The sequence below is a fragment of the Streptomyces bungoensis genome (assembly GCF_001514215.1).
GTDB lineage: Bacteria > Actinomycetota > Actinomycetes > Streptomycetales > Streptomycetaceae > Streptomyces > Streptomyces bungoensis.
Genome location: NZ_KQ948851.1, coordinates 609,604 through 628,635 on the forward strand (window position 1 = coordinate 609,604; position 19,032 = coordinate 628,635).

16 protein-coding genes are annotated in these 19,032 nt (G+C 71.1%); 7 read left to right on the top strand and 9 right to left on the bottom strand.

Translation table 11 applies throughout. The features are described 5' to 3' along the window. Positions 1-357 precede the first annotated feature (357 nt). Together efeB and efeU are read right to left on the bottom strand one after the other, a co-directional pair. Positions 358-1,641 (bottom strand): iron uptake transporter deferrochelatase/peroxidase subunit, encoded by a 1,284-nt coding sequence (gene efeB / locus AQJ66_RS02420; protein ID WP_061916661.1) that lies wholly within the window; start codon positions 1,639-1,641, stop codon positions 358-360. A gap of 56 nt (positions 1,642-1,697) precedes the next feature. Continuing rightward, on the bottom strand, positions 1,698-3,728 hold the full coding sequence (gene efeU, locus AQJ66_RS02425) for an iron uptake transporter permease EfeU (protein WP_061915649.1): 2,031 nt from the start codon (positions 3,726-3,728) through the stop codon (positions 1,698-1,700). 299 nt (positions 3,729-4,027) lie between these two features. Here efeU and AQJ66_RS02430 point away from each other — a divergent pair, with 299 nt between their 5' ends. The 3 genes from AQJ66_RS02430 to AQJ66_RS02440 are packed head-to-tail and all read left to right on the top strand — an operon-like array spanning position 4,028 to position 7,250. Further along, entirely contained in the window at positions 4,028-4,681 is a 654-nt protein-coding gene (locus AQJ66_RS02430; protein WP_061915652.1) for a response regulator transcription factor, read from the top strand. Then, complete coding sequence (locus AQJ66_RS02435; protein ID WP_061915654.1) at positions 4,672-5,940, top strand: sensor histidine kinase; 1,269 nt, start codon at positions 4,672-4,674, stop codon at positions 5,938-5,940. Before AQJ66_RS02430 ends, AQJ66_RS02435 begins: the two co-directional genes overlap by 10 nt. A 38-nt stretch (positions 5,941-5,978) precedes the next feature. After that, positions 5,979-7,250, top strand: a complete 1,272-nt coding sequence (locus AQJ66_RS02440; protein WP_061915657.1) for a COG4705 family protein — start codon at positions 5,979-5,981, stop codon at positions 7,248-7,250. 311 nt (positions 7,251-7,561) lie between these two features. On the opposite strand, the gene AQJ66_RS02445 is transcribed toward AQJ66_RS02440, so the two are convergent. The 3 genes from AQJ66_RS02445 to tsaD all read right to left on the bottom strand — a co-directional run bounded on the left by AQJ66_RS02445 (position 7,562) and on the right by tsaD (position 9,737). Then, positions 7,562-7,894 (bottom strand): antibiotic biosynthesis monooxygenase family protein, encoded by a 333-nt coding sequence (locus AQJ66_RS02445; protein ID WP_061915660.1) that lies wholly within the window; start codon positions 7,892-7,894, stop codon positions 7,562-7,564. A 227-nt stretch (positions 7,895-8,121) separates the two neighbouring features. Next, positions 8,122-8,691 carry a GNAT family N-acetyltransferase gene (locus tag AQJ66_RS02450; RefSeq protein WP_061915662.1) on the bottom strand — a complete coding sequence of 190 codons (570 nt, stop codon included), beginning with the start codon at positions 8,689-8,691 and terminating at the stop codon, positions 8,122-8,124. After that, complete coding sequence (gene tsaD / locus AQJ66_RS02455; protein WP_061915665.1) at positions 8,688-9,737, bottom strand: tRNA (adenosine(37)-N6)-threonylcarbamoyltransferase complex transferase subunit TsaD; 1,050 nt, start codon at positions 9,735-9,737, stop codon at positions 8,688-8,690. The genes AQJ66_RS02450 and tsaD overlap by 4 nt, the downstream gene beginning before the upstream one ends. Before the next feature lie 143 nt (positions 9,738-9,880). Between tsaD and AQJ66_RS02460 the strand changes: the two genes are divergently transcribed. Beyond that, entirely contained in the window at positions 9,881-11,143 is a 1,263-nt protein-coding gene (locus AQJ66_RS02460) for a bifunctional cobalt-precorrin-7 (C(5))-methyltransferase/cobalt-precorrin-6B (C(15))-methyltransferase (protein ID WP_061915668.1), read from the top strand. Further along, positions 11,140-11,889, top strand: a complete 750-nt coding sequence (gene cobM, locus AQJ66_RS02465) for a precorrin-4 C(11)-methyltransferase (protein WP_061915671.1) — start codon at positions 11,140-11,142, stop codon at positions 11,887-11,889. Before AQJ66_RS02460 ends, cobM begins: the two co-directional genes overlap by 4 nt. Before the next feature lie 348 nt (positions 11,890-12,237). On the opposite strand, the gene AQJ66_RS02470 is transcribed toward cobM, so the two are convergent. Then, on the bottom strand, positions 12,238-13,404 hold the full coding sequence (locus AQJ66_RS02470; RefSeq protein ID WP_061916664.1) for a cobalt-precorrin-5B (C(1))-methyltransferase: 1,167 nt from the start codon (positions 13,402-13,404) through the stop codon (positions 12,238-12,240). Between the two features lie 18 nt (positions 13,405-13,422). Here AQJ66_RS02470 and AQJ66_RS02475 point away from each other — a divergent pair, with 18 nt between their 5' ends. Both AQJ66_RS02475 and nicT read left to right on the top strand, forming a co-directional pair. Next, entirely contained in the window at positions 13,423-14,187 is a 765-nt protein-coding gene (locus AQJ66_RS02475) for a cobalt-precorrin-6A reductase (RefSeq protein WP_061915674.1), read from the top strand. 109 nt (positions 14,188-14,296) lie between these two features. Further along, positions 14,297-15,466: a Nickel transporter NicT gene (gene nicT, locus AQJ66_RS02480; protein WP_208611261.1), complete on the top strand. Its 1,170-nt coding sequence runs from the start codon at positions 14,297-14,299 to the stop codon at positions 15,464-15,466. Between the two features lie 42 nt (positions 15,467-15,508). Here nicT and AQJ66_RS02485 read toward each other — a convergent pair whose 3' ends face one another. From AQJ66_RS02485 to AQJ66_RS02495, 3 genes are read right to left on the bottom strand one after another with little or no spacing between them, the layout of a single operon-like run. After that, entirely contained in the window at positions 15,509-16,996 is a 1,488-nt protein-coding gene (locus AQJ66_RS02485) for a precorrin-2 C(20)-methyltransferase (protein WP_061915680.1), read from the bottom strand. Beyond that, complete coding sequence (locus tag AQJ66_RS02490; RefSeq protein WP_208611262.1) at positions 16,993-17,664, bottom strand: precorrin-8X methylmutase; 672 nt, start codon at positions 17,662-17,664, stop codon at positions 16,993-16,995. The genes AQJ66_RS02485 and AQJ66_RS02490 overlap by 4 nt, the downstream gene beginning before the upstream one ends. Next, positions 17,661-18,944 (bottom strand): cobalamin biosynthesis protein CobG, encoded by a 1,284-nt coding sequence (locus AQJ66_RS02495; RefSeq protein WP_244162718.1) that lies wholly within the window; start codon positions 18,942-18,944, stop codon positions 17,661-17,663. The genes AQJ66_RS02490 and AQJ66_RS02495 overlap by 4 nt, the downstream gene beginning before the upstream one ends. Positions 18,945-19,032 lie beyond the last annotated feature (88 nt).

A 19,032-nucleotide genomic window follows, 5' to 3' on the forward strand; every position in this document is an offset into this window, starting at 1 on the left:
GGATGCGTTCAGGTCACCGTCGGCAGCGTCCCGCCCACCTGGGAACTCTCCGAGACTCCCGGACCCGGCACAAGTGCCTCCGCTCGCCTTTCCACCGTCCGCGCTGAAACAAGGTCCCCGAGTCACCGGCTACATTCGGATCACCGAGGTGCTGATCGTCGCCGCCATCCAGGCCGCCGCGCTGGTTGTGCTGTGGTGCACCCGGGCCGTGTGGTTCACGCCCGCCGCTGAGTGGTGCACGTGCGAGCAGGCACCGGGCGTTCCGGTCACCACGCCGCTGCGCGGCCGAGCATGGAGCGACGGACACGTTCGAAAGCCGGGGTGACACGGCACGGGGACGGCCTTGAGGAATCTGTGTCAGCTCGTGAGCATCCCGCGGCCGAACCAGTCCTTGGTGTCGCGGACTCCGGGCAGGGCGAAGAAGTAGCCGCCGCCGGTGGGTGAGATGTAGTCGACGAGGGGTTCGTCGATCAGCCGGGTCTGGGTGGCCTCGAACTGGCGCTTGAGGTCCTGCTGGTAGCAGCAGAAGACCAGGCCCATGTCGAGGTTGCCGACATCGTCGATTCCGCGGTCGTAGTTGTAGCCGCGGCGCAGGATGCGGGAGTCGTCCGTGGCGGCGGTGCGTGGGTTGGCGAGGCGGATGTGGGCGTCGAGGGGGATCGCGTTGCCGTGCGGATCCTTGGCGTAGTTGGGGACATCGGTCTCCTTGACGCCGTCGAGCGGGGCGCCGGTGTCCTTGCGGCGGCCGAACATCTTCTCCTGCTCGGTGAGGGAGACCCGGTCCCAGAACTCGACGAGCATGCGGATGATCCGTATGACCTGGTAGCTGCCGCCCCTGGCCCATGCGGGCTCGCCGGCGCCGCCCCCGACCCATATGAGGCGGTTGCTTTCTCGGGACGAGGTGACGTCTGGGTTGGCGATGCCGTCCTTGAAGCCGAGCAGGTTGCGCTGGGCGCCGCTGGGGCGGGGCGTGTTCTGGAAGCCGTCGATGCGCCACTTGATCTGCATGGCCCCACGGGTGTGCCGGGCGATGTCGCGCAAGGCGTGCAGGACGGTGTCCTGACGGTTGGCGCAGATCTGCAGGGACAGGTCGCCGTGGCACTCGGCGGGCTTGAGGTTGTCGTTGGGGAAGGTCCGCATGGGAGTCAGGCGGCGGGGCTTGGCCGTGGCGAGGCCGTAGCGGTCGTCGAAGAGGGACGCGCCGACGCCGACGGTGATGGTGAGTCCGTCGGCGGGGACGGTCGGGCCGAGGATGCCGTTGTCGGAGGGCGGGGCGCCGACGCCGAGGTCGGCGGGGGTGCCGCCGGAGGTCAGGAAGCGGGCCCGGCTGGTGAGCGTCTTCAGCAACTCCACCAACTGCGCGCGGTCTTCGGCGATGACGGTGAAGGAGACGAAGGTGGCAGCGGCCGGCGCCGGGGTGATGATGCCGGCCTGGTGGAGGCCGTGGAAGGGCACTTCGGCGGCGTTCTCCGTCTGCGCGGCCGCCTGTGCGGTGCCACCGCCGCTCTCGGCGAGCGCGAGCCCGCCGCCGGCCAGAACCGCGCCGGCCGCTCCGGCGCCGAGGGCCGTCTTCACGAAGGAGCGGCGGTCGGCGCCGGCCGGGCAGCCACCCTGCGGGGCGGGGGTTTCGGCGGACGGCATGGGGGCGTTCCCTTCGGTGCGTGCGAGGTCGTCGATGCGGTGGTGTGCGGTGGTCATCAGGCGGACTTCCGGATCTCCAGCAGGTCCGGGACGGGGGAGAGGTCCTCCAGCAGCTGGCCGGTGGCCCCGTTGACGCGGGCGCGGGCGGTGGCGCCGAGCTGTCCGACGGGGGTCCAGTGGCTGCCATGGTGGGCGGAGTCCAGGAGCTTTTGCAGTCGTGCGACGTCTGCGTCGACGGTCGGCAGCAGGTGCGGAGAGCGTCTGGTGAGCAGCGGCCTGAGGACGGTGAGTAGCTCGCGGGTGCCGGCGAGGTTGGCGTCGGCGGTGGCGAGGTTGGTGTGGCTGCCCCCGTCGGTGTCGCCGGTCAGCTCGAACTGCAGTGTGTTCTCGAGGACCTCGTGGGCGCGCAGTGGCAGGTCGGACGGGTCGAAGTCCTGGTGCGGGAAGGCTTTCCGCAGGCCGGCGGCGTCGGCGGCCAGTCGCTGGGCCGGCGCGGTGAGCGAGGCGGCGGGCTCGCCGTGCCACAGGCCGTACTCGATGCGGTGGAAGCCGGTGAAACCCTTGTCGTGCACGCCGTCCGGCAGTCCGTCGGCCCTTCCGTCGATCTTCCGGTCGAAGTCCTCGAAGGTGCCGTAGGCGGCGCCGAGGGAGGCGTAGGTACGGTGCGCGGTGAGCCAGTCGGTGCGGGCCTTGCCGAGGTGGTTGTGCCTGATGTCGTCGGCCAGGGTGCGGGTCTGGGGCACGAGAGCGGCCAGGCCCTCGTCGACGTACGTCCGGTACTGCGCGAGCGGGCCGGAGAGGTCGTGTTCCGAGACCGGGACGACCGCCTTCGCGGCCCCGCCACCGGTGACGCGGAGGGCCTCGGAGGTGACCGCGGTTCCGCCGCTGGGCACGCACCGCCAGGCGTATGCGCCGCCGGCGACAGTGGCGACCAGGGCGCGGGTGGTGCCGGGGGCCAGGCCCTCGATCTCGCCGTAGACGGCGTTCGTGGCCGGGTCGATGAGGTACACCTCGGCGGTCTTGTCGCCGGTGTTGTGCATCTGGAAGGTCTGCCGGCCGGGCCTGGGCGCGGTGAAACCCTCGCCGCAGTCCTTCTCCGAGACGGCGACGGTCTGGGCGGCGCCGGGCTTGGGACGGCCGAAGGCGACGGCGAGGCCCGCGAGGAGCGCGGGGACGGTGACGACGGCGACGGGAACCACCCAGGCAGGGCGGCGCCGCGCGGGCGTCGGGGCGTCCGGGGCCGGTGCCGCCTTGCCGGAGGCCGGCTTCGGCGCCGCGGCGCGCAGGCCGCGCACGAACAGCGTCATGACCACGGCGAGATAGCCGGCGTAACCGAAGACCTGCAGCCAGGTCATGGCCGGCGTCAGGTTGAACACGCCCTGCACCAGCGTGCTGTACCAGGAGCCGGCGTCGATACTGCCGCTCAGGTCGACCGCGTAGGCAGCCTTGCCGGGCAGCACTCCGCCCTCTTGCAGGTCGCGCAGCCCATAGCCGAGAACGCCGGCTGCGATCACGATCAGGACCACGCCGGTGGCGGTGAAGAACTTCGTCAGGTTGATCTTCAGGACCCGCCGGTACAAGCCCCAGCACAGGGCGGCCGAAAGGATCAGCCCGATCGCGGCACCGGTCAGAGGGCCGGAGGACTCGCCGGCTGCCTGGGCCGTGGTCCACAGGAACAGCGCGGTCTCCAGACCCTCCCGGCCCACGGCGAGGAAGGAGGTGAGGATCAGCACACCCGAGCCCATGGCCAGGGCTCCGGTGATCTTCTCCTTTATCTCACCGGACAGGCTGCGGGCCGAGCGGCGCATCCAGAACACCATGGCGGTGACGAACGCGACAGCGATCACGCTGAGGGTGCCGCCGAAGGCTTCCTGCGCGGTGGCCGACAGGGAGGCCGCGGTGAAGGTGAGGACCGCGCCGAAACTCATGGCGAGCGTGATCGCCGCGAGTACGCCCGTCCACACCTGCGGCAGCCGGGAGCGGGCATCCGCCCGCACAAGGGTCGCGACGAGGATGGAGACGATGAGTCCTGCTTCGAGCCCCTCCCGCAGCCCGATCAGGAAACTCGGAAACGCGTCATCCCACATGCGACCCTCCCCGGGCGGCCTCCGTACGAGCAGCGCCCATTAGCGTAGGCAACCCTAACCACGGCTGGACCATCTTGACTACAGACCTGTAGTCAGATGGTCATGGGGCGGTAATGCAGGAGTAAAACCCGGGAGCTCTTCCACTGCGGTCTGCGGGACGACGTCGCCTTCGCCGGGCCCGACGGTACGGTTCTGTGCGGGTCGGCCCGCACGTGGGGCCGTCAACAGTGGCCTGCCCCACACTCAGCGGCTGACCAGGGAAGATGGAGAACTGGGACGGGAGTATCTAGGGTCGGCGCGTGGCTTTCATCATGGTGTGTGAAGACGACGCGGCGGTCCGCGGCGTCCTCAAGCGCGCCCTGGAGCACGACGGGCACACCGTCTCCGTCGCCGCCACGGCCGACAGCCTGCTGCGGCAGCTCGCACCGGCGCCCCACCTGGTCGTCCTGGATCTCGGCCTCCCGGACGCCGACGGCCGAGACGTCTGCCTGGCCCTGCGGGCTCGCGGCGTCGACGCGCCGGTGTTGATGCTCACCGCCCTGGACGGCCTGCATCACAAGGTGGGCGGCTTCGAGGCCGGCGCCGACGACTACATGACCAAACCCTTCGACATCCCGGAACTGCTGGTCCGTGTCCGGGCGCTGCTGCGTCGGGCCACCGTGGCGCCCGCGCCGCGCGAGGTCGTCCTCGATCCGGCGAAGCACGTGGTGACCTACGATTCTGTGAGCATGAGCCTGACCCCGACGGAGTTCCGGCTGCTGGGCCGCCTGATCGCCTCGCAGGGCGACGCGGTACGCCGCCACGCCCTCGTCGCTGCCGGCTGGCCGCACGGGGCGCAGGTCAGCGACAACACCCTCGACTCCTATGTGCGCCGGCTGCGGGCGAAGCTGGGTGCGCTGGGTGTGGCCGAGCGGCTGGCGACCGTCCGTGGTGTGGGCTACCGATGGCAGTGACGGGATTCCGTAAGCGGGTCGTCGCACTCACCGTGCTGATCGCCACTGCCGTGGTCGCGGTCCTGGTCGTGGTCTCGCACGTGCTGCTGAGCCGGGTGACGGACGCCGACGCGCACGATCTGGCACGTACTCGGGCCGAGGCGGTGGCGGCGAACGTCACCACCAAAGGCAGCCGTGTCGTACTTACGGAGAACGGCAGTGAGGCGCTGGACGAGGTCGCCTGGGTGTATGCCGACGGCCGCCTGATCGACGGAAACGTCCCGCCGAGCCTGGTCGGTCGCGTCGAGGAGCTCGCGGACTCGGGGCGCTCGCAGACCGCGTCGGCCGGCGACTACCTCCTGTACGCGCGGGAGGGCCCGATGGACGGCCACCACGTCATGGTGATCGCCCGGGTGGACCTCACGCCCTACGAGACATCCGAGCAGCGCAGCCTGACCTTGTCCCTGATACTGGGCGGCCTCACGATCCTCCTCGCCGGCGGGGTCGCACACCTCGTGGTGCGCCGCGCGCTGCGGGTCGTCCACGAGATGGCCGCCCTCGCCGACGACTGGGGCCAGCACGAACCCGGGCGCCGCTTCAACCTCGGCGTCCCCCGCGACGAGTTCGGGGAACTGGGGCGGACTCTGGACCACCTCCTGGAGCGCGTCGACAACGCGCTGGCCGATGAGCGCCGGCTCACCGACGAGATCGCCCACGAGCTGCGGACACCGCTCACGGTCCTGCGGGCCGAGGCGCAGCTGGCGCAGCTGTCCGGCGAGCCGGTGCCCACGGAGGCGGTGCTGAGCGAGGTCGACCGCCTCGATACGGCGATCACGACGCTGCTGCGCGCCGCGCGCGCACGGACGGACGAGGGGACCCGGTGCGACCTGCGCTCCGCCGCGCGGCAGGCGATCGCCGGCCGTGCGGTCGAGGTCGCCTTCCCCTCGAAGGTCGAGGTGGCCGTGGCGGCCGACGTCGCCGTGTCGCTGCTGTCGCCCCTGCTGGACAACGGCCTGCGGCATGCGAAGTCCCGGGTGTGGATCACCGCCCGCGACCAGGGAGAGGCCATCGTGGTCGATGTCCTGGACGACGGCCCCGGGATCGATCCGGCGGACGTCGACCGGGTCTTCGAAGCGGGGGTGACCGGCGGCGGCGGGTACGGGCTGGGGCTGCCGGTGGTGAGGCGCATCGCCGCCTCGGCCGGTGTGGAGGTCCGCGCGATCGCGGACGGCCGCGGGCATGTCGAGGTGACACTCCCGGCCGCCCGTGCAGCCGCGTAGTCAGGTTAAGTGCAGATTCCCCGCGTCAACCTCCTCGCATGACAACGGCAACGGAAGCACGCGCGCGCAGCGGGCGTCTCATGCTCAACAAGGTTCCCGAGGTCACCGTCTGGTTCTGGGTGATCAAGGTCCTGTGCACGACCGTCGGTGAGAGCTTCGCCGACTGGATCAACATGAAGCTGGGCGTCGGCCTGGTGAACACGGCCTGGATCTTCACCGCGGTGTTCGTGGTGGTCCTGGCCGTCCAGCTGCGGCTGAAGCGGTACGTCCCGTTCCCCTACTGGCTGACCGTGGTCGTCGTCAGCGTCACCGGCACCCTGTACACCGACATCCTGACCGACCAGCTCAATGTGCCGCTGTGGATCAGTTCCGCGGTCTTCTCGGTGCTGCTCGCGGCGGTCTTCGGCGTGTGGTGGGCGCGGGAGCGCACACTGTCGATCCACTCGGTCACCACGCTTCCGCGGGAGTCGTTCTACTGGCTCGCCGTTCTCGTCACCTTCGCGCTCGGCACCGCGACCGGCGACTGGACCCTCGAACTCACCGGCTGGAGCCCGGGAGTCTCGGTCCTGCTGCCGCTCGGCCTCATCGCGGCGATCACCGCGCTGTGGAAGTTCGGCGCCAACCCGGTGCTGTCCTTCTGGCTCGCCTACATCCTGACCCGCCCGCTGGGCGCCAACATCGGCGACTGGCTCGCCTCCCCCAAGGTCGCCCAGCCGGGTGAACCGACCGGTCTCGACCTGGGCACGTTCACCACCAGCCTGATCTTCCTCGGCCTCATTCTGGCGACGGTGGTCTACCTGACGGTGACGCGCCCGGATGTGACCGAGACCCACGAGGCGACCCACGCCGCACACACCACCGGCGACCCGCGCAAGGAGCGCGTCGCGCTGGCCGGCTTCGGACTGCTCGCCGTCGCCACCGCGGGCCTGCTGGTCTGGGCCCATGGCCAGCCGCACGTCGGCCCCGCGCCGGAGGAGGACAACACCTCCGCCGTCCAGATGGCTCCCGGCCAGGCGGTGAAGAAGTTCCCGCCCGCCAAGGTCGCCGCGCTGAAGACCCTCGCCTCCACCTCGCTCAAGGACGCACGCTCGGGGGACGCGGCCGGAGCCCATGCGGCCGCCCAGAAGCTGCGTGACCTGTGGGACGCCGACCAGGCATCGCTGCAGCCGCTGGACCAGACCGGCTGGACCTCCATCGACGCCCAGATGGACAAGATGCTCAAGACGTTCGGCATCGACCACTCGAACCCGCCGATGTCGCCTGCGCAGCAGGAGAAGGAACTGAACACCCTGCTGACGGACATGGGCTGACAGGCCGCACAGCGCCCCGGCCGGGCAGGCTCGGTGTACCGAGGCAGCGCAGAGAACCGCCATTCCTCGGCACACGCCCGGGAGCCTCGGACACCGCAGTGCGGCCGCAGCCTCGCGTGGGGCGGTCGCTGACCGGATGGCGTGGGCCGAATGGTGCCCTCCGCAGGTCCAGCGGAAGCGCCATTCTGATGCGCTGATGCTGCTGCATCTCACATCTGCCGGTCGGGCAGCGCTCTGGCCGGACGGCCGGCGTGAGTCGCCGCGGAGCGGCTGTGAACGCATCGCGCTGGTAGGGCCGTAGGGACGGCCTGCTATTCCGGATGGACCGACACTACCGAGAAGAGTCGCGGTTGCACGTCCGACGCGATCTTGGCGGCCTGGTCCATGTGGACGCGGGCCTCGGGGTTGTCGAGCATCGCCCTGTAGTGCTCCTCGCTCTCCCACTGGGCGTAGTTGACCACCCGCTCGCCGTCGAGGGAGGCGTGGAAGTTGGCGCAGACGAAGCCGGGTTGGTGCTTCATGGTCTCCTCCGTCGCGCGGGCGAGCAGCTCGATCAGCTCCTCCTGGCGGTCGGGGGAGACCGTGAACACGTTGATGAGGGTGGCCACAAGGCGGGTGGTGTCGACCTGAACGGTAACAGTCATGTAGTTACTACTCCCCTTACGGCTGTGGGGTTGTTGCTTTCGGCTGCTGCATTCGCTCGAACGGATGCGAGCCGCAAGACTGCGGTAATGGGCGAGAGTTGTCGGTCCGGACTCCGGGACGTGCCGCGTACTGGACGCCGATGAGGGCCAGTTGTGCCAATCCGCCGCCCCGGAGTCTGTTCCGATCACCATGACTCCAGGGCACTCGGCACGGCGGGCTCCGGGGGCTACAAAGGCTGGACGGCCAGGGCTCGGGCGGGGTGGCGGGGGCCGAGGAACACCGCGATGCCGTGGCCGTCGGGGGAGGGGTGGGTGGCCTGGGTCCAGCCCTGGCGACGGTAGAAGGCCATGGCCCGGGGCGACTTGAGGGAGGTGAGCAGCCAGGCGCGGCCGTCCGGCGCGTCCTCGGTCACCGCTCGTAGGAGGCCGGCAGCGATTCCGGTGCCATGGACGGTGGAACGGACGGCGAGTTCATCGATCTCACGGGCACCGCACAGCCACTCCTCGGTGCGGCTCGGGCCCAGACCGGCGGCAGCTTGTGGATGGCAACGGTCGACCGGGAAGGGGGTGGGAGTGGCCCAGGCGGTCGCGAAACCCACGATGTCCGGCCCGTCGAAGGCGAGCGCTGCGGTGAACCCCGGACGCCGTACGTCCGAGCCGAGCCGTGCGAGGAAGGCGTCCGCCCTTTCCTCGTCCTCGTTCCAGGGCGGCGCGCAGAACGCGTCGGCGTAGACGGAGCGCAGAGCCGCGCTGTGAGGCAGGAGAGCGTCGTACGGGACGACACGGATGTCCGTCACGCCGCCACCGCTCCGGCCACGACCGGATGCAGGGCCGCGTACTGAAGCGGTGCCGACGGGTCGATCGACACGTCCAGCGGGGCCGGCTCGGCCCCGGCCCGTACGAGGAGGTCGCCGACGGCGGCGATCATCGCGCCGTTGTCCGTGCACAGGCTGAGCGGTGGCACCCGCAGCGTGATGCCGGCCGCCCGGCAGCGCTCCTCGGCCAGCGTCCGCACCCTGGAGTTCGCGGCGACCCCGCCGACTACGACCAGCGTGCCGACTCTGTGCTCCACACAGGCGGCGACGGCCTTGCGGGTCAGGACGTCGGCGACCGCCTCCTGCAGTGACGCGGCCCCGTCGTGGACGGGCAGCTCGCGGCCGGCGTGGGACTCGGCCCAGCGGGCCGCCGCCGTCTTCAGTCCCGAGAAGGAGAAGTCGTACGACCCCGGAAGCGGGCGCGGGAAGGGAACGGCGCCGGGGTCGCCCTCTCGGGCGGCCCGGTCGATGGCCGGACCGCCGGGGTACGGCAGACCGAAGACCCGCGCGACCTTGTCGAAGCACTCTCCGGCGGCGTCGTCGAGGGTGTCGCCTAGGTGGGCGATCGGGTCGCGGGCCAGGTCGCGCACGAGGAGCAGCGAGGTGTGGCCGCCGGAGACGATCAGCACCATGCTCGGGTCGGGCAGCGGTCCGTGCTCCAGTGTGTCGGCGGCGACATGACCGGCCAGGTGGTGCACGCCGTGGAGCGGGACGCCGAGCGCGTAGGCGATGCCCTTCGCCCCCGCGAGGCCCACTTGAAGGGCGCCGGACAGCCCCGGGCCCGTGGTCACGGCGACCGCCCCGATGTCGGAGAGCCGCAGCCCCGCCTGGGCCAGTGCCTGACGCACCACCGGGCGCAGGGCATGCAGGTGGGCGCGGGAAGCGATTTCGGGCACCACTCCGCCGAAGCGGGCGTGCTCGTCCATGCTCGACGCCACGGCGTGCCCGAGCAGGCGCCCGTCCCGGACGAGCCCCGCACCGGTCTCGTCACACGACGACTCGATCCCGAGCACGATCGGAGAGCCCATGCCCTCCCCTTCCTGCGGCATCTACGTTATTGCGAACAGTGTGCAATAAGATCCGACCGGATGTGAACCCGGACTCGGTCGCACGGGTGATCGCTTAGTAGAGTGCGCCTCTGTCGCACCCCTGAACTTCGAGGTAGCCAGCAGTGACCCCCGCCCGACAAGGCCCGCCCTCCGCCGTCACCGTCGTCGGGACAGGAGCCGACGGCTGGTCGGGTCTGGCCGAACCCTCCCGCGCGGAACTGCGCCGTGCCGACGTTCTCATCGGGGGTCCGCGCCAGCTGGACCTGCTGCCCACCGAGTGCGCCGGCGAGCGCGTCGCCTGGCCCTCACCCCTGCGCCCCGCCGTCTCCCGCCTGCTCGCCGCTCACGCAGGCCGCCGTATCGCCGTCCTGGCCAGCGGTGACCCGATGTTCTACGGCATCGGACGCACGCTCGCCGAAGAGGTCGACGCACTGCGCGTCCTTCCTCACCCGTCGTCCGTGTCCTATGCCTCCGCCCGGCTGGGCTGGCCGCTGGAGGACGTCGAGGTCGTCACCCTGGTGGGCCGCCCCACCGCCCGCCTCGCCGCCGCCCTGCACGACGGCCGGCGACTCCTCGTCCTGAGCGCCGACGCCCGCACTCCCGAAGACGTCGCCGCGCTGCTCATCGACCGCGGCTTCGGACCGAGCAGGATGCGTGTCCTGGAACAACTCGGTGGCGACCGGGAGCGTGTGACCGCCGAGACCACTGCCGACGACTGGGCGCGGACCCAGCAGTCCGGCGATCCGCTCAACATCGTGGCCGTCGAATGCCGCCGGGCACCGGACGCCCTGCGACTCGGTGCGGTGCCGGGGCTGCCGGACGAGGCGTACGAGCACGACGGGCAGCTCACCAAGAGGCACATCCGGGCCGCCACGCTCGGTGCGCTGGCCCCCGCCCCGGGCGAACTCCTGTGGGACGTCGGTGGCGGGTCGGGTTCGATCGCCATCGAGTGGATGCGCACCCACCCGTCGTGCCGGGCCGTCACCGTCGAACGCGACCAGGTACGTGCCGAACGTATCCTCCGTAACGCAGAGCGGCTCGGCGTGCCGGGACTTCGGGTGGTCACCGGTGACGCTCCGGGCGCGCTGGCCGAACTCCCCGCGCCTCACGCCGTGTTCGTCGGCGGGGGACTTACGGCCCGCGGTCTCCTCGACGCCTGCTGGGCGGCCCTGTCACCCGGCGGGCGGCTCGTCGCCAACACGGTCACGCTGGAGTCCGAGGCGCTGCTCGCCGACGCTCACCGCCGCCATGGTGGTGAGCTGGTGCGGCTCGCGGTGGCGCACGCCGTGCCCGTGGGCGGCTTCACCGGCTGGCGGCAGGCCATGCCGGTCACCCAGTGGTGCGTGCAGAAGACCCCCAACCCCCCTCCAGGAGCAGACAGATGACCGTGTACTTCATCGGCGCCGGCCCCGGCGCCGCCGACCTGATCACGGTGCGCGGCGCCCGGACGCTCGCCGCCTGCCAGGTCTGCCTGTACGCGGGCAGCCTCGTCCCGCGCGAGCTGCTGGCCGAGTGCCCGCCGGACGCACGCCTGGTGGACACCGCCCAGCTCGATCTGGACGAGATCACGGCCGAGTTGCTTCGCGCCCACCAGGAGGGGAACGACGTGGCCCGGCTGCACTCGGGCGACCCGTCCGTCTTCAGCGCGGTCGCCGAGCAGATGCGACGGCTCGACGCGGCCGGGATCCCCTACGAGGTCGTCCCCGGCGTTCCCGCCTTCGCAGCCGCGGCCGCCTCCCTCAAGCGGGAGCTGACCGTGCCCACCGTCGGCCAGACCGTCATCCTCACCCGCGTCGCCAACCGCGCCACCGCCATGCCGGACGGCGAGGACCTGGCCACGCTGGGCCGCAGCGGCGCGCTGATCGTGCTGCACCTGGCCGCCAAGTACGTGGACCGCGTGGTGGAGGAACTCCTCCCGCGCTACGGCGCCGACTGCCCCGCCGCGGTCGTGGCCTACGCCTCCCGCCCGGACGAGCTGATCATCCGGGGCACGCTGGAGGAGATCGCCCAGAAGGTGAAAGAGGCGGGTGTGCTGCGTACCGCGGTCATCATGGTGGGGCGGACGCTCGGAGCGGAACAGTTCCGCGACAGCCACCTGTACTCGCCGGAGCGGGAGCGTCATGGCTGCTGAGCAGGTGATTCCCGTCCTGCGGGTGAGGGACGCCGCCGAAACTGTCAGGTGATACGCACGTCTGGGCTTCACTCAGTGCACCGGTCCGAGCCGGGACTCCCCGTTTTCACCGAGGTTGCCCGAGGCCAGCTACGCGTCTTCCTCTCGGAGCACGGGGGCGACGCGCGGCCAGACACCTTGGTGTATCTGAGGGTCGCCGATATGGGCGCCGTGGCCGCCGAGTTCGGGGTCCGTGTCGAGGAGGCGCCGTGGGGGCGCGAGCTAGACTCCGCGACCCCGACGGGAACCGCATCAGGGTGGGGCCGGCCTACGAGTGACCGGCGGGCCCGGTGCCTCGGCGCGGGTGAATCATGTCACCGTACTGCGGCCCACGACCGTCCCTGCACGGTTGATGCAGATGACGTCCACCGCGACGGGCGCGCCGCGCAGCACGGCCAGCGCCTCGTCGCGGGCCGTCCTCGCCACCAGGTCGCCGAGCGGTACCCCGGCGGCCTGGCACAGCTGGAGCGCGGCGAGCCCTGTGTTCGCGTCGGCCACGACGGCGGCCAGCGTCTCGTCCGCGCCGCCCCGCCTGGCCAGTTCGGCGAGGAAGCCTTTGTCGACCTGGGAGCGGCCGGAGTGCAGGTCCAGATGGCCGGCGGCGAGCTTGGAGAGTTTGGCGAAGCCACCGCAGATCGTGAGGCGGTCCACCGGGTGCCGGCGGATGTACTTCAGCACGGCGCCCGCGAAGTCCCCCATGTCGAGCAGGGCGTCCTCGGGCAGGCCGTACTCGGCGACGACGGTCTTCTCGGACGTCGACCCGGTGCACCCGGCGACATGGGTCCGTCCGGCCGCGCGGGCCACGTCCACGCCCCGCCGGATGGAGTCGATCCAGGCCGAGCAGGAGTACGGCACGACGATGCCCGTGGTGCCGAGGATGGACAGGCCGCCGAGGATGCCGAGCCGTGGGTTCCAGGTGGAGCGGGCTATCTCCTCGCCGTGGTCGACGGAGACGGTGATCTCCACGTTGCCGCTGCCGCCGTGCCGGGCGGCCACTTCGGCGACGTGCTCGCTCATCATGCGACGGGGCACGGGATTGACCGCCGCCTCACCGACGGGCAGTGGAAGGCCGGGCCGGGTGATCGTCCCCACGCCGGGTCCGGCCTTGAAGACGACGCCACTGCCTGCGGGCAGTCGCCGGACGGTGACCCGGACCAGTGCGCCGTGCGTGACGTCGGGGTCGTCTCCCGCGTCCTTCACGATCCCCGCCATGGCGGAACTTTCGGTCAGCTCCTCGGCGGCCAGCGCGAAGGACGGTGTCTGACCCTTGGGCAGTGTGATCGTCACCGGGTCGGGAAACTCACCGGTCAGCAGGGCGGTGTACGCGGCCGTGGTGGCCGCCGTCGCGCAGGCCCCCGTGGTCCAGCCGTGCCGCAGCCCCGTGTGCTCGAGCTGGGCGCGGCGACCGCCCTTCACCTGACCGGAACCGTGCGCCCCGCCCGCCTGCACCACGTCTCGTCCCTCACTGCCACTCATGAACGGACCCACACCCTCATGCACGTACTGATCCTCGGCGGAACCACGGAAGCCCGCCGCCTTGCCGAACTCCTCCACGGCACTCCGGGGCTGAAGCTGACCAACTCCCTTGCCGGACGCGTCGCCAGCCCCAGGCTGCCCCCGGGCGAGACCCGCGTCGGCGGCTTCGGCGGGGCCGAAGGGCTGGCGGCGTGGCTGAGCGAGCAAGCGGTCGATGTCATCGTCGACGCCACCCATCCCTTCGCCGGGAAGATCAGCTTCAACGCGGCTCGGGCCGCAGCCGCCACCCATGTTCCCCTGCTCGCCGTACGCCGGCCCGGCTGGGTCCCCGTAGAGGGCGACCGGTGGCACGAAGTGGGTTCACTGGAGGAAGCGGCACGGGCGCTGCCCGCACTCGGCCGTCGTATCTTCCTCACCACCGGGCGCATGGGCCTGGCTGCCTTCGCGGACCTTGACGACCTGTGGTTTCTCGTACGATCCGTCGATGCACCCGAGCCACCCCATCCGGCCCGCATGGAGGTACTGCTCGATCGTGGCCCCTTCACCCTCGACGGGGAGCGAGAGCTGCTGCGGCGCCACCGCATCGACGTCGTGGTCACGAAGGACAGCGGCGGGGCGGCCACGGCGCCGAAACTGACGGCTGCCCGCGAGGCGGGGTTGCCCGTGCTCGTGGTCCGCAGACCATCCGTTCCCGAGGGAGTGGCCGTCCTCCCAGATGCCGAGAAGGCGGCCCAGTGGGTTCGCGAGCACCTTGAGCAGGGAGCTTTTCCGGCCGTTGACTGAAATCTGGCGCCGACTTTACTGCGGCCTTCTTGTAGCTGCAACTTCTTCGCAGAAACCTGGAAGGCGCGGCTGAAAACAGCCGCTCGCCGAGAAGTAAGGGTCACGCTCCATGACCACCGCTCCTGATTCCGCTTCCGCCAGGCCGACCGCTCCGGCCACCGGTCGCGGCATCTCGTGGCACCGCATCCGCACGTCAATGACCCGCAAGGAATGGGTGAGCGTCGGCGGAATGGCCGCGTTCATCCTGGCGCTGCATGTCATCGGCTGGTTCACGCTCGTGGCGATCGTCGCCCCGGAGCACTACAGCCTCGGCACGAGGACCTTCGGCATAGGTATCGGAGTCACCGCGTACACCCTGGGCATGCGGCACGCCTTCGACGCCGACCACATCGCCGCTATCGACAACACGACCCGCAAGCTGATGAACGAGGGCCAGCGCCCGATGTCGGTCGGCTTCTGGTTCTCCCTGGGGCACTCGTCGATCGTCTTCGCGCTCGCTTTCCTGCTGTCTCTGGGAGTCAAAGCGCTGGCAGGCCCGGTCGAGAACGACAACTCCACGCTGCACAGCATCACCGGCTGGATCGGTACGACCGTCTCGGGCACCTTTCTCTACGTCATCGCGATCATCAACATCGTGATCATGGCGGGTATCTGGAAGGTGTTCCGGCAGATGCGCACCGGCCACTTCGACGAGGCGGCCCTGGAGGAGCAGCTCAACAACCGCGGCTTCATGAACCGCCTCCTTGGCCGCCTGATGAAGTCGATCACCAAGCCCTGGCAGATGTACCCCCTGGGCCTGCTTTTCGGTCTCGGCTTCGACACCGCCACCGAGATCGCGCTCCTCGTCCTCGCCGGCTCGGGCGCCGCCTCCGGCCTGCCCTGGTACGCCATCCTGTGCCTGCCGATCCTGTTCGCGGCCGGCATGTCCCTGCTTGACACCATCGACGGCTCGTTCATGAACTTCGCCTACGGCTGGGCGTTCTCCAAGCCGGTCCGCAAGGTCTACTACAACCTCACCATCACCGGCCTGTCCGTCGCCGTCGCCCTGATCATCGGCACCGTCGAACTTCTCGGTCTGGTAGCCGAGAAGGCGGACCTGCACGGCGCGTTCTGGGACTGGATCTCCGGACTCGACCTCAACATCATCGGCTACGTCATCGTCGGCCTGTTCTTCGCCACCTGGGCCGTCGCCCTGGTGGTGTGGAAGGTCGGCCGCATCGAGGAGAAGTGGACGGCCGGCCTGGCCCAGCCGGCCACGGCTCAGGAGCACGGCGAGTAGAGCAGGAGGCGGTGCCGCCCGCACGGCGCGGCACCGCTCACCTCACGCCTGCGGATACCGGCGGGGCGTCCAGACGATCTCCTCGCCGTCTCCGCGCCGCACCACCTGGGTCTGCGAGGAACCGACCAGCAGGATCGTGCGCATGTCGACCTCGGCGGGATCCAGCTCACCCAGCCGCACGATCCGCACCCGCTCACCCGGGCCGCCGACGTCCCGGGCTACCACCACCGGAGTGCCGGGCGCCCGGTACTCCAGCAGCAGCTCCTGCGCCTTGCCCACCTGCCAGGTACGGCTGCGCGAACCAGGGTTGTACAGGGCCAGGACCAGGTCCGCCGAGGCCGCTGCCCGCAGTCGCTCCGCGATGACCTCCCACGGCTTGAGCCGGTCGGAGAGGGAGAGGGCGGCGTAGTCGTGTCCGAGCGGGGCGCCGGCCCGTGCCGCGGCAGCGTTGGCGGCGGTCACGCCCGGCAGCACGCGCACCGGCACATCCAGGTGCTCGGGCTGCGACGCCACCTCCAGCACGGCGGTGGCCATCGCGAACACACCCGGGTCGCCGCCGGAGACCACGGCCACCCGCCGCCCCTTGCGGGCCAGTTGCAGCGCGAACTCGGCGCGCTCGGCCTCCACGCGGTTGTCCGAGCCGTGCCGGGCCTGGCCCGCCCGCTCGGGCACCCGGTCCAGGTAGGTGGTGTAGCCGACCAGATCGTCGGCGGCGGCCAGCGCGCCCCGCGTCTCGGGTGTCAGCCACAGCGGACCGGCCGGCCCCGTCCCGACCACCACCACCTCGCCCCGCTCCCGTACAGGCCGCTCGGCGTCCACCTGACTGGGCAGCACGGCCACCGAGAAGTACGGCACCGACTCCGCGTCCACCGCCGCGAGTTCGGCGACGCGCTCCTTGCTCATGGTGGCCCGTTCCACATAACGGGCCTCGGCCAGGCGTCCCGAAGTCTCCAGCGCGCGGCGCACCTTGGGGAAGGTGCGGCCGAGCTTCATCACCACCGCGGCGTCCGTCGTGGCCAGGCGAGCGGTCAGCTCCTCCTCGGGCAGGGTGCCCGGCAGGATCGTCAGCACCTCCTCGCCCTCGGCAAGCGGTGCGCCCAGGCGGGCCGCAGCGGCCGACACGGAGGTGACGCCGGGGATGACCTCGGTGTCGTAGCGGTCGACGAGCCGCTTGTGCATGTGCATGTAGGAGCCGTAGAAGAGCGGATCGCCCTCGGCGAGTACGGCCACGGTGCGCCCGGCGTCGAGGTGGGCCGCGAGTCTGGCCGATGCCTCGGCGTAGAACTCCTCCATGGCGCCCTTGTAGCCGCCGGGATGGTCGGTGGTCTCCGTCGTGACCGGGTAGACCAGTGCTTCCTCGATGTGGTCTTCGCGGATGTGCCGCGCCGCGATCGACCGGGCGATGGACCGCCCGTGCCGGGCGCTGTGGTACGCGACCACGTCCGCCCCTGCGATGACCTCGACGGCCCGTACGGTCATCAGGGAGGGATCACCGGGGCCCAGGCCGACCCCGTACAGCTTGCCGCTCACTCTTCCTCGCTCGCGATCGCGTTGAGTGCGGCGGCCGCGATGGCGCTGCCACCGCGTCGGCCGCGGACCACCAGGTACTCCAGCCCGGAAGGATGCGCGGCCAAGGCGTCCTTGGACTCGGCCGCGCCGACGAAGCCGACCGGGACGCCGATGACGGCGGCGGGCCGGGGCGCGCCCTCCTCGATCATCTCCAGGAGGCGGAAGAGGGCGGTAGGGGCGTTGCCGACGGCAACGACCGCGCCCTCCAGCCGGTCCCGCCACAGCTCCAGCGCCGCGGCGCTGCGCGTGGTGCCCAGCCGTTCGGCCAGCTCCGGGACGGCCGGGTCGGACAGGGTGCACAGGACGTCGTTCCCGGCGGGCAGCCGTTTGCGGGTCACGCCGCTGGCCACCATCTGCACGTCGCAGAGGATAGGGGCGCCGGCGCGCAGGGCCTCACGGGCCCGGGCCACCACCGCGGGCGTGTAGGCCAGATCCTCGACCAGGTCGACCATCCCGCAGGCGTGGATCATGCGTACCGCGACCTGGCTGACATCGGCGGGCAGACGCGTGAGGTCCGCCTCGGCGCGGATGGTGGCGAAGGACTGGCGGTAGATCGCCGCTCCGTCCTTCTCGTAGACGTGGGTGGTCACGGTGCTCTTCTCACTGCTCTCGGTCGTCGTGCGGGTCATGAGATGATCGCCGCCAGGGCGGCGCCCATCCGGGAAGGGTCTGCTGCGGAGGCGGTTCTCGTCTCACCGCCTGCCGGGGCGACCGACAGGCGGTAACCGCCCTCCGGGGTCGCGAGCACGTCGACGTGCTCACCACTCGGGTGTCCGCAGCGCCGTGCACACCCGGACCAGTACAGGGGGAGGGCGGGGCGGCCTGTCGCTTCGAGTGTGCGCGCCACGTCCGCCCGGACGTCGGCGTGTGCCTTGGCGCATCCGGGGCGGCCGATGCAGGCGCCGACGCGGAGCCAGGGGGACGCGGGGTCGGTGACCAGTCCGGCCGCACGGAGACGCTCGAGCGACTCGGAGACTCGTGCAGCGGTGGCGGCCACGGTGGGGACAACGACGCCACGCCAGGGGGTCAGCCGCAGCTCAGTGTCCGCGACCATCGTCAACGCCTCCCACTGGAGGGCCGAGAGCCGCCCCAAGGGAACGTGCGCGGACAAGGCTTCGCCCACGACTCCCGGGGCCGGCCCGTCGGCCGAACCGACCGGCTCGGGACCTTCATCGTGCGCGATGCCCGCGGCCGTCAGCCGATCACGTATCAGGCGGTCCAGCTCGCCTTCCGGCAGGGGGAGTTCTGAGACCCTCCAGGTGTGTGCCGTGTGCGATCGCGCGGCCTGAAGGAACGTCTCGGCTGCCACCAGTGCTGCGAGCGGCGCGTCATCGACCGCCACGCGGACCGACCCGGGGGTGAGCCACGCCGCGCCGTCCCGTATCGCGCGCACCGTGACGTCGGCGCCGAGGCCGGCCACATCACCGCGCCCGTCGTCCAGAGCGAACAGGAACCGACCCGACAGACCCCGGGCGGCATCGCTCCCGCACAACGCGGCGTCCAGGGCCGTCAGCCATGGCCGCACGTCCCGCACGCCTTCGCCGTCCAGGCCGGACAGGGGCGAGGCGACGATGTTGCGCACCCGCTCGTGCTCCCGTGAGGGAAGCAGACCGGCCGCGTCCAACGCCTCCGCCAACTCCCCGCCACACCCGGCTGCCAGACCGCGCAGCTGCACGTTGCCGCGCGACGTCAGGTGCAGGTCGCCATCGCCCAGCCGCCGGGCGACGCGCCCGAGTGCTGCCGCCTGCCCGAGCGTCAGGACTCCACCGGGAAGCCGGACACGGGCAAGGGCCCCGTCGTCCGCCGCGTGCAGGCGCAGCGCTCCGGGGCAGGCGTCACCGCGCTCCCGTGTGGCCGGTGTGGCCTGGGGCGTTGGAGGAAGGGCTGCCGTGGGCATGGCGGTGAGCATACCTACGATCATGGGCGATGTATGCCCCGCGCTGTTCCAGTGACCCTTACTATGCTCCCCAGTGGATCACCCGGTCCACGAACCGCCA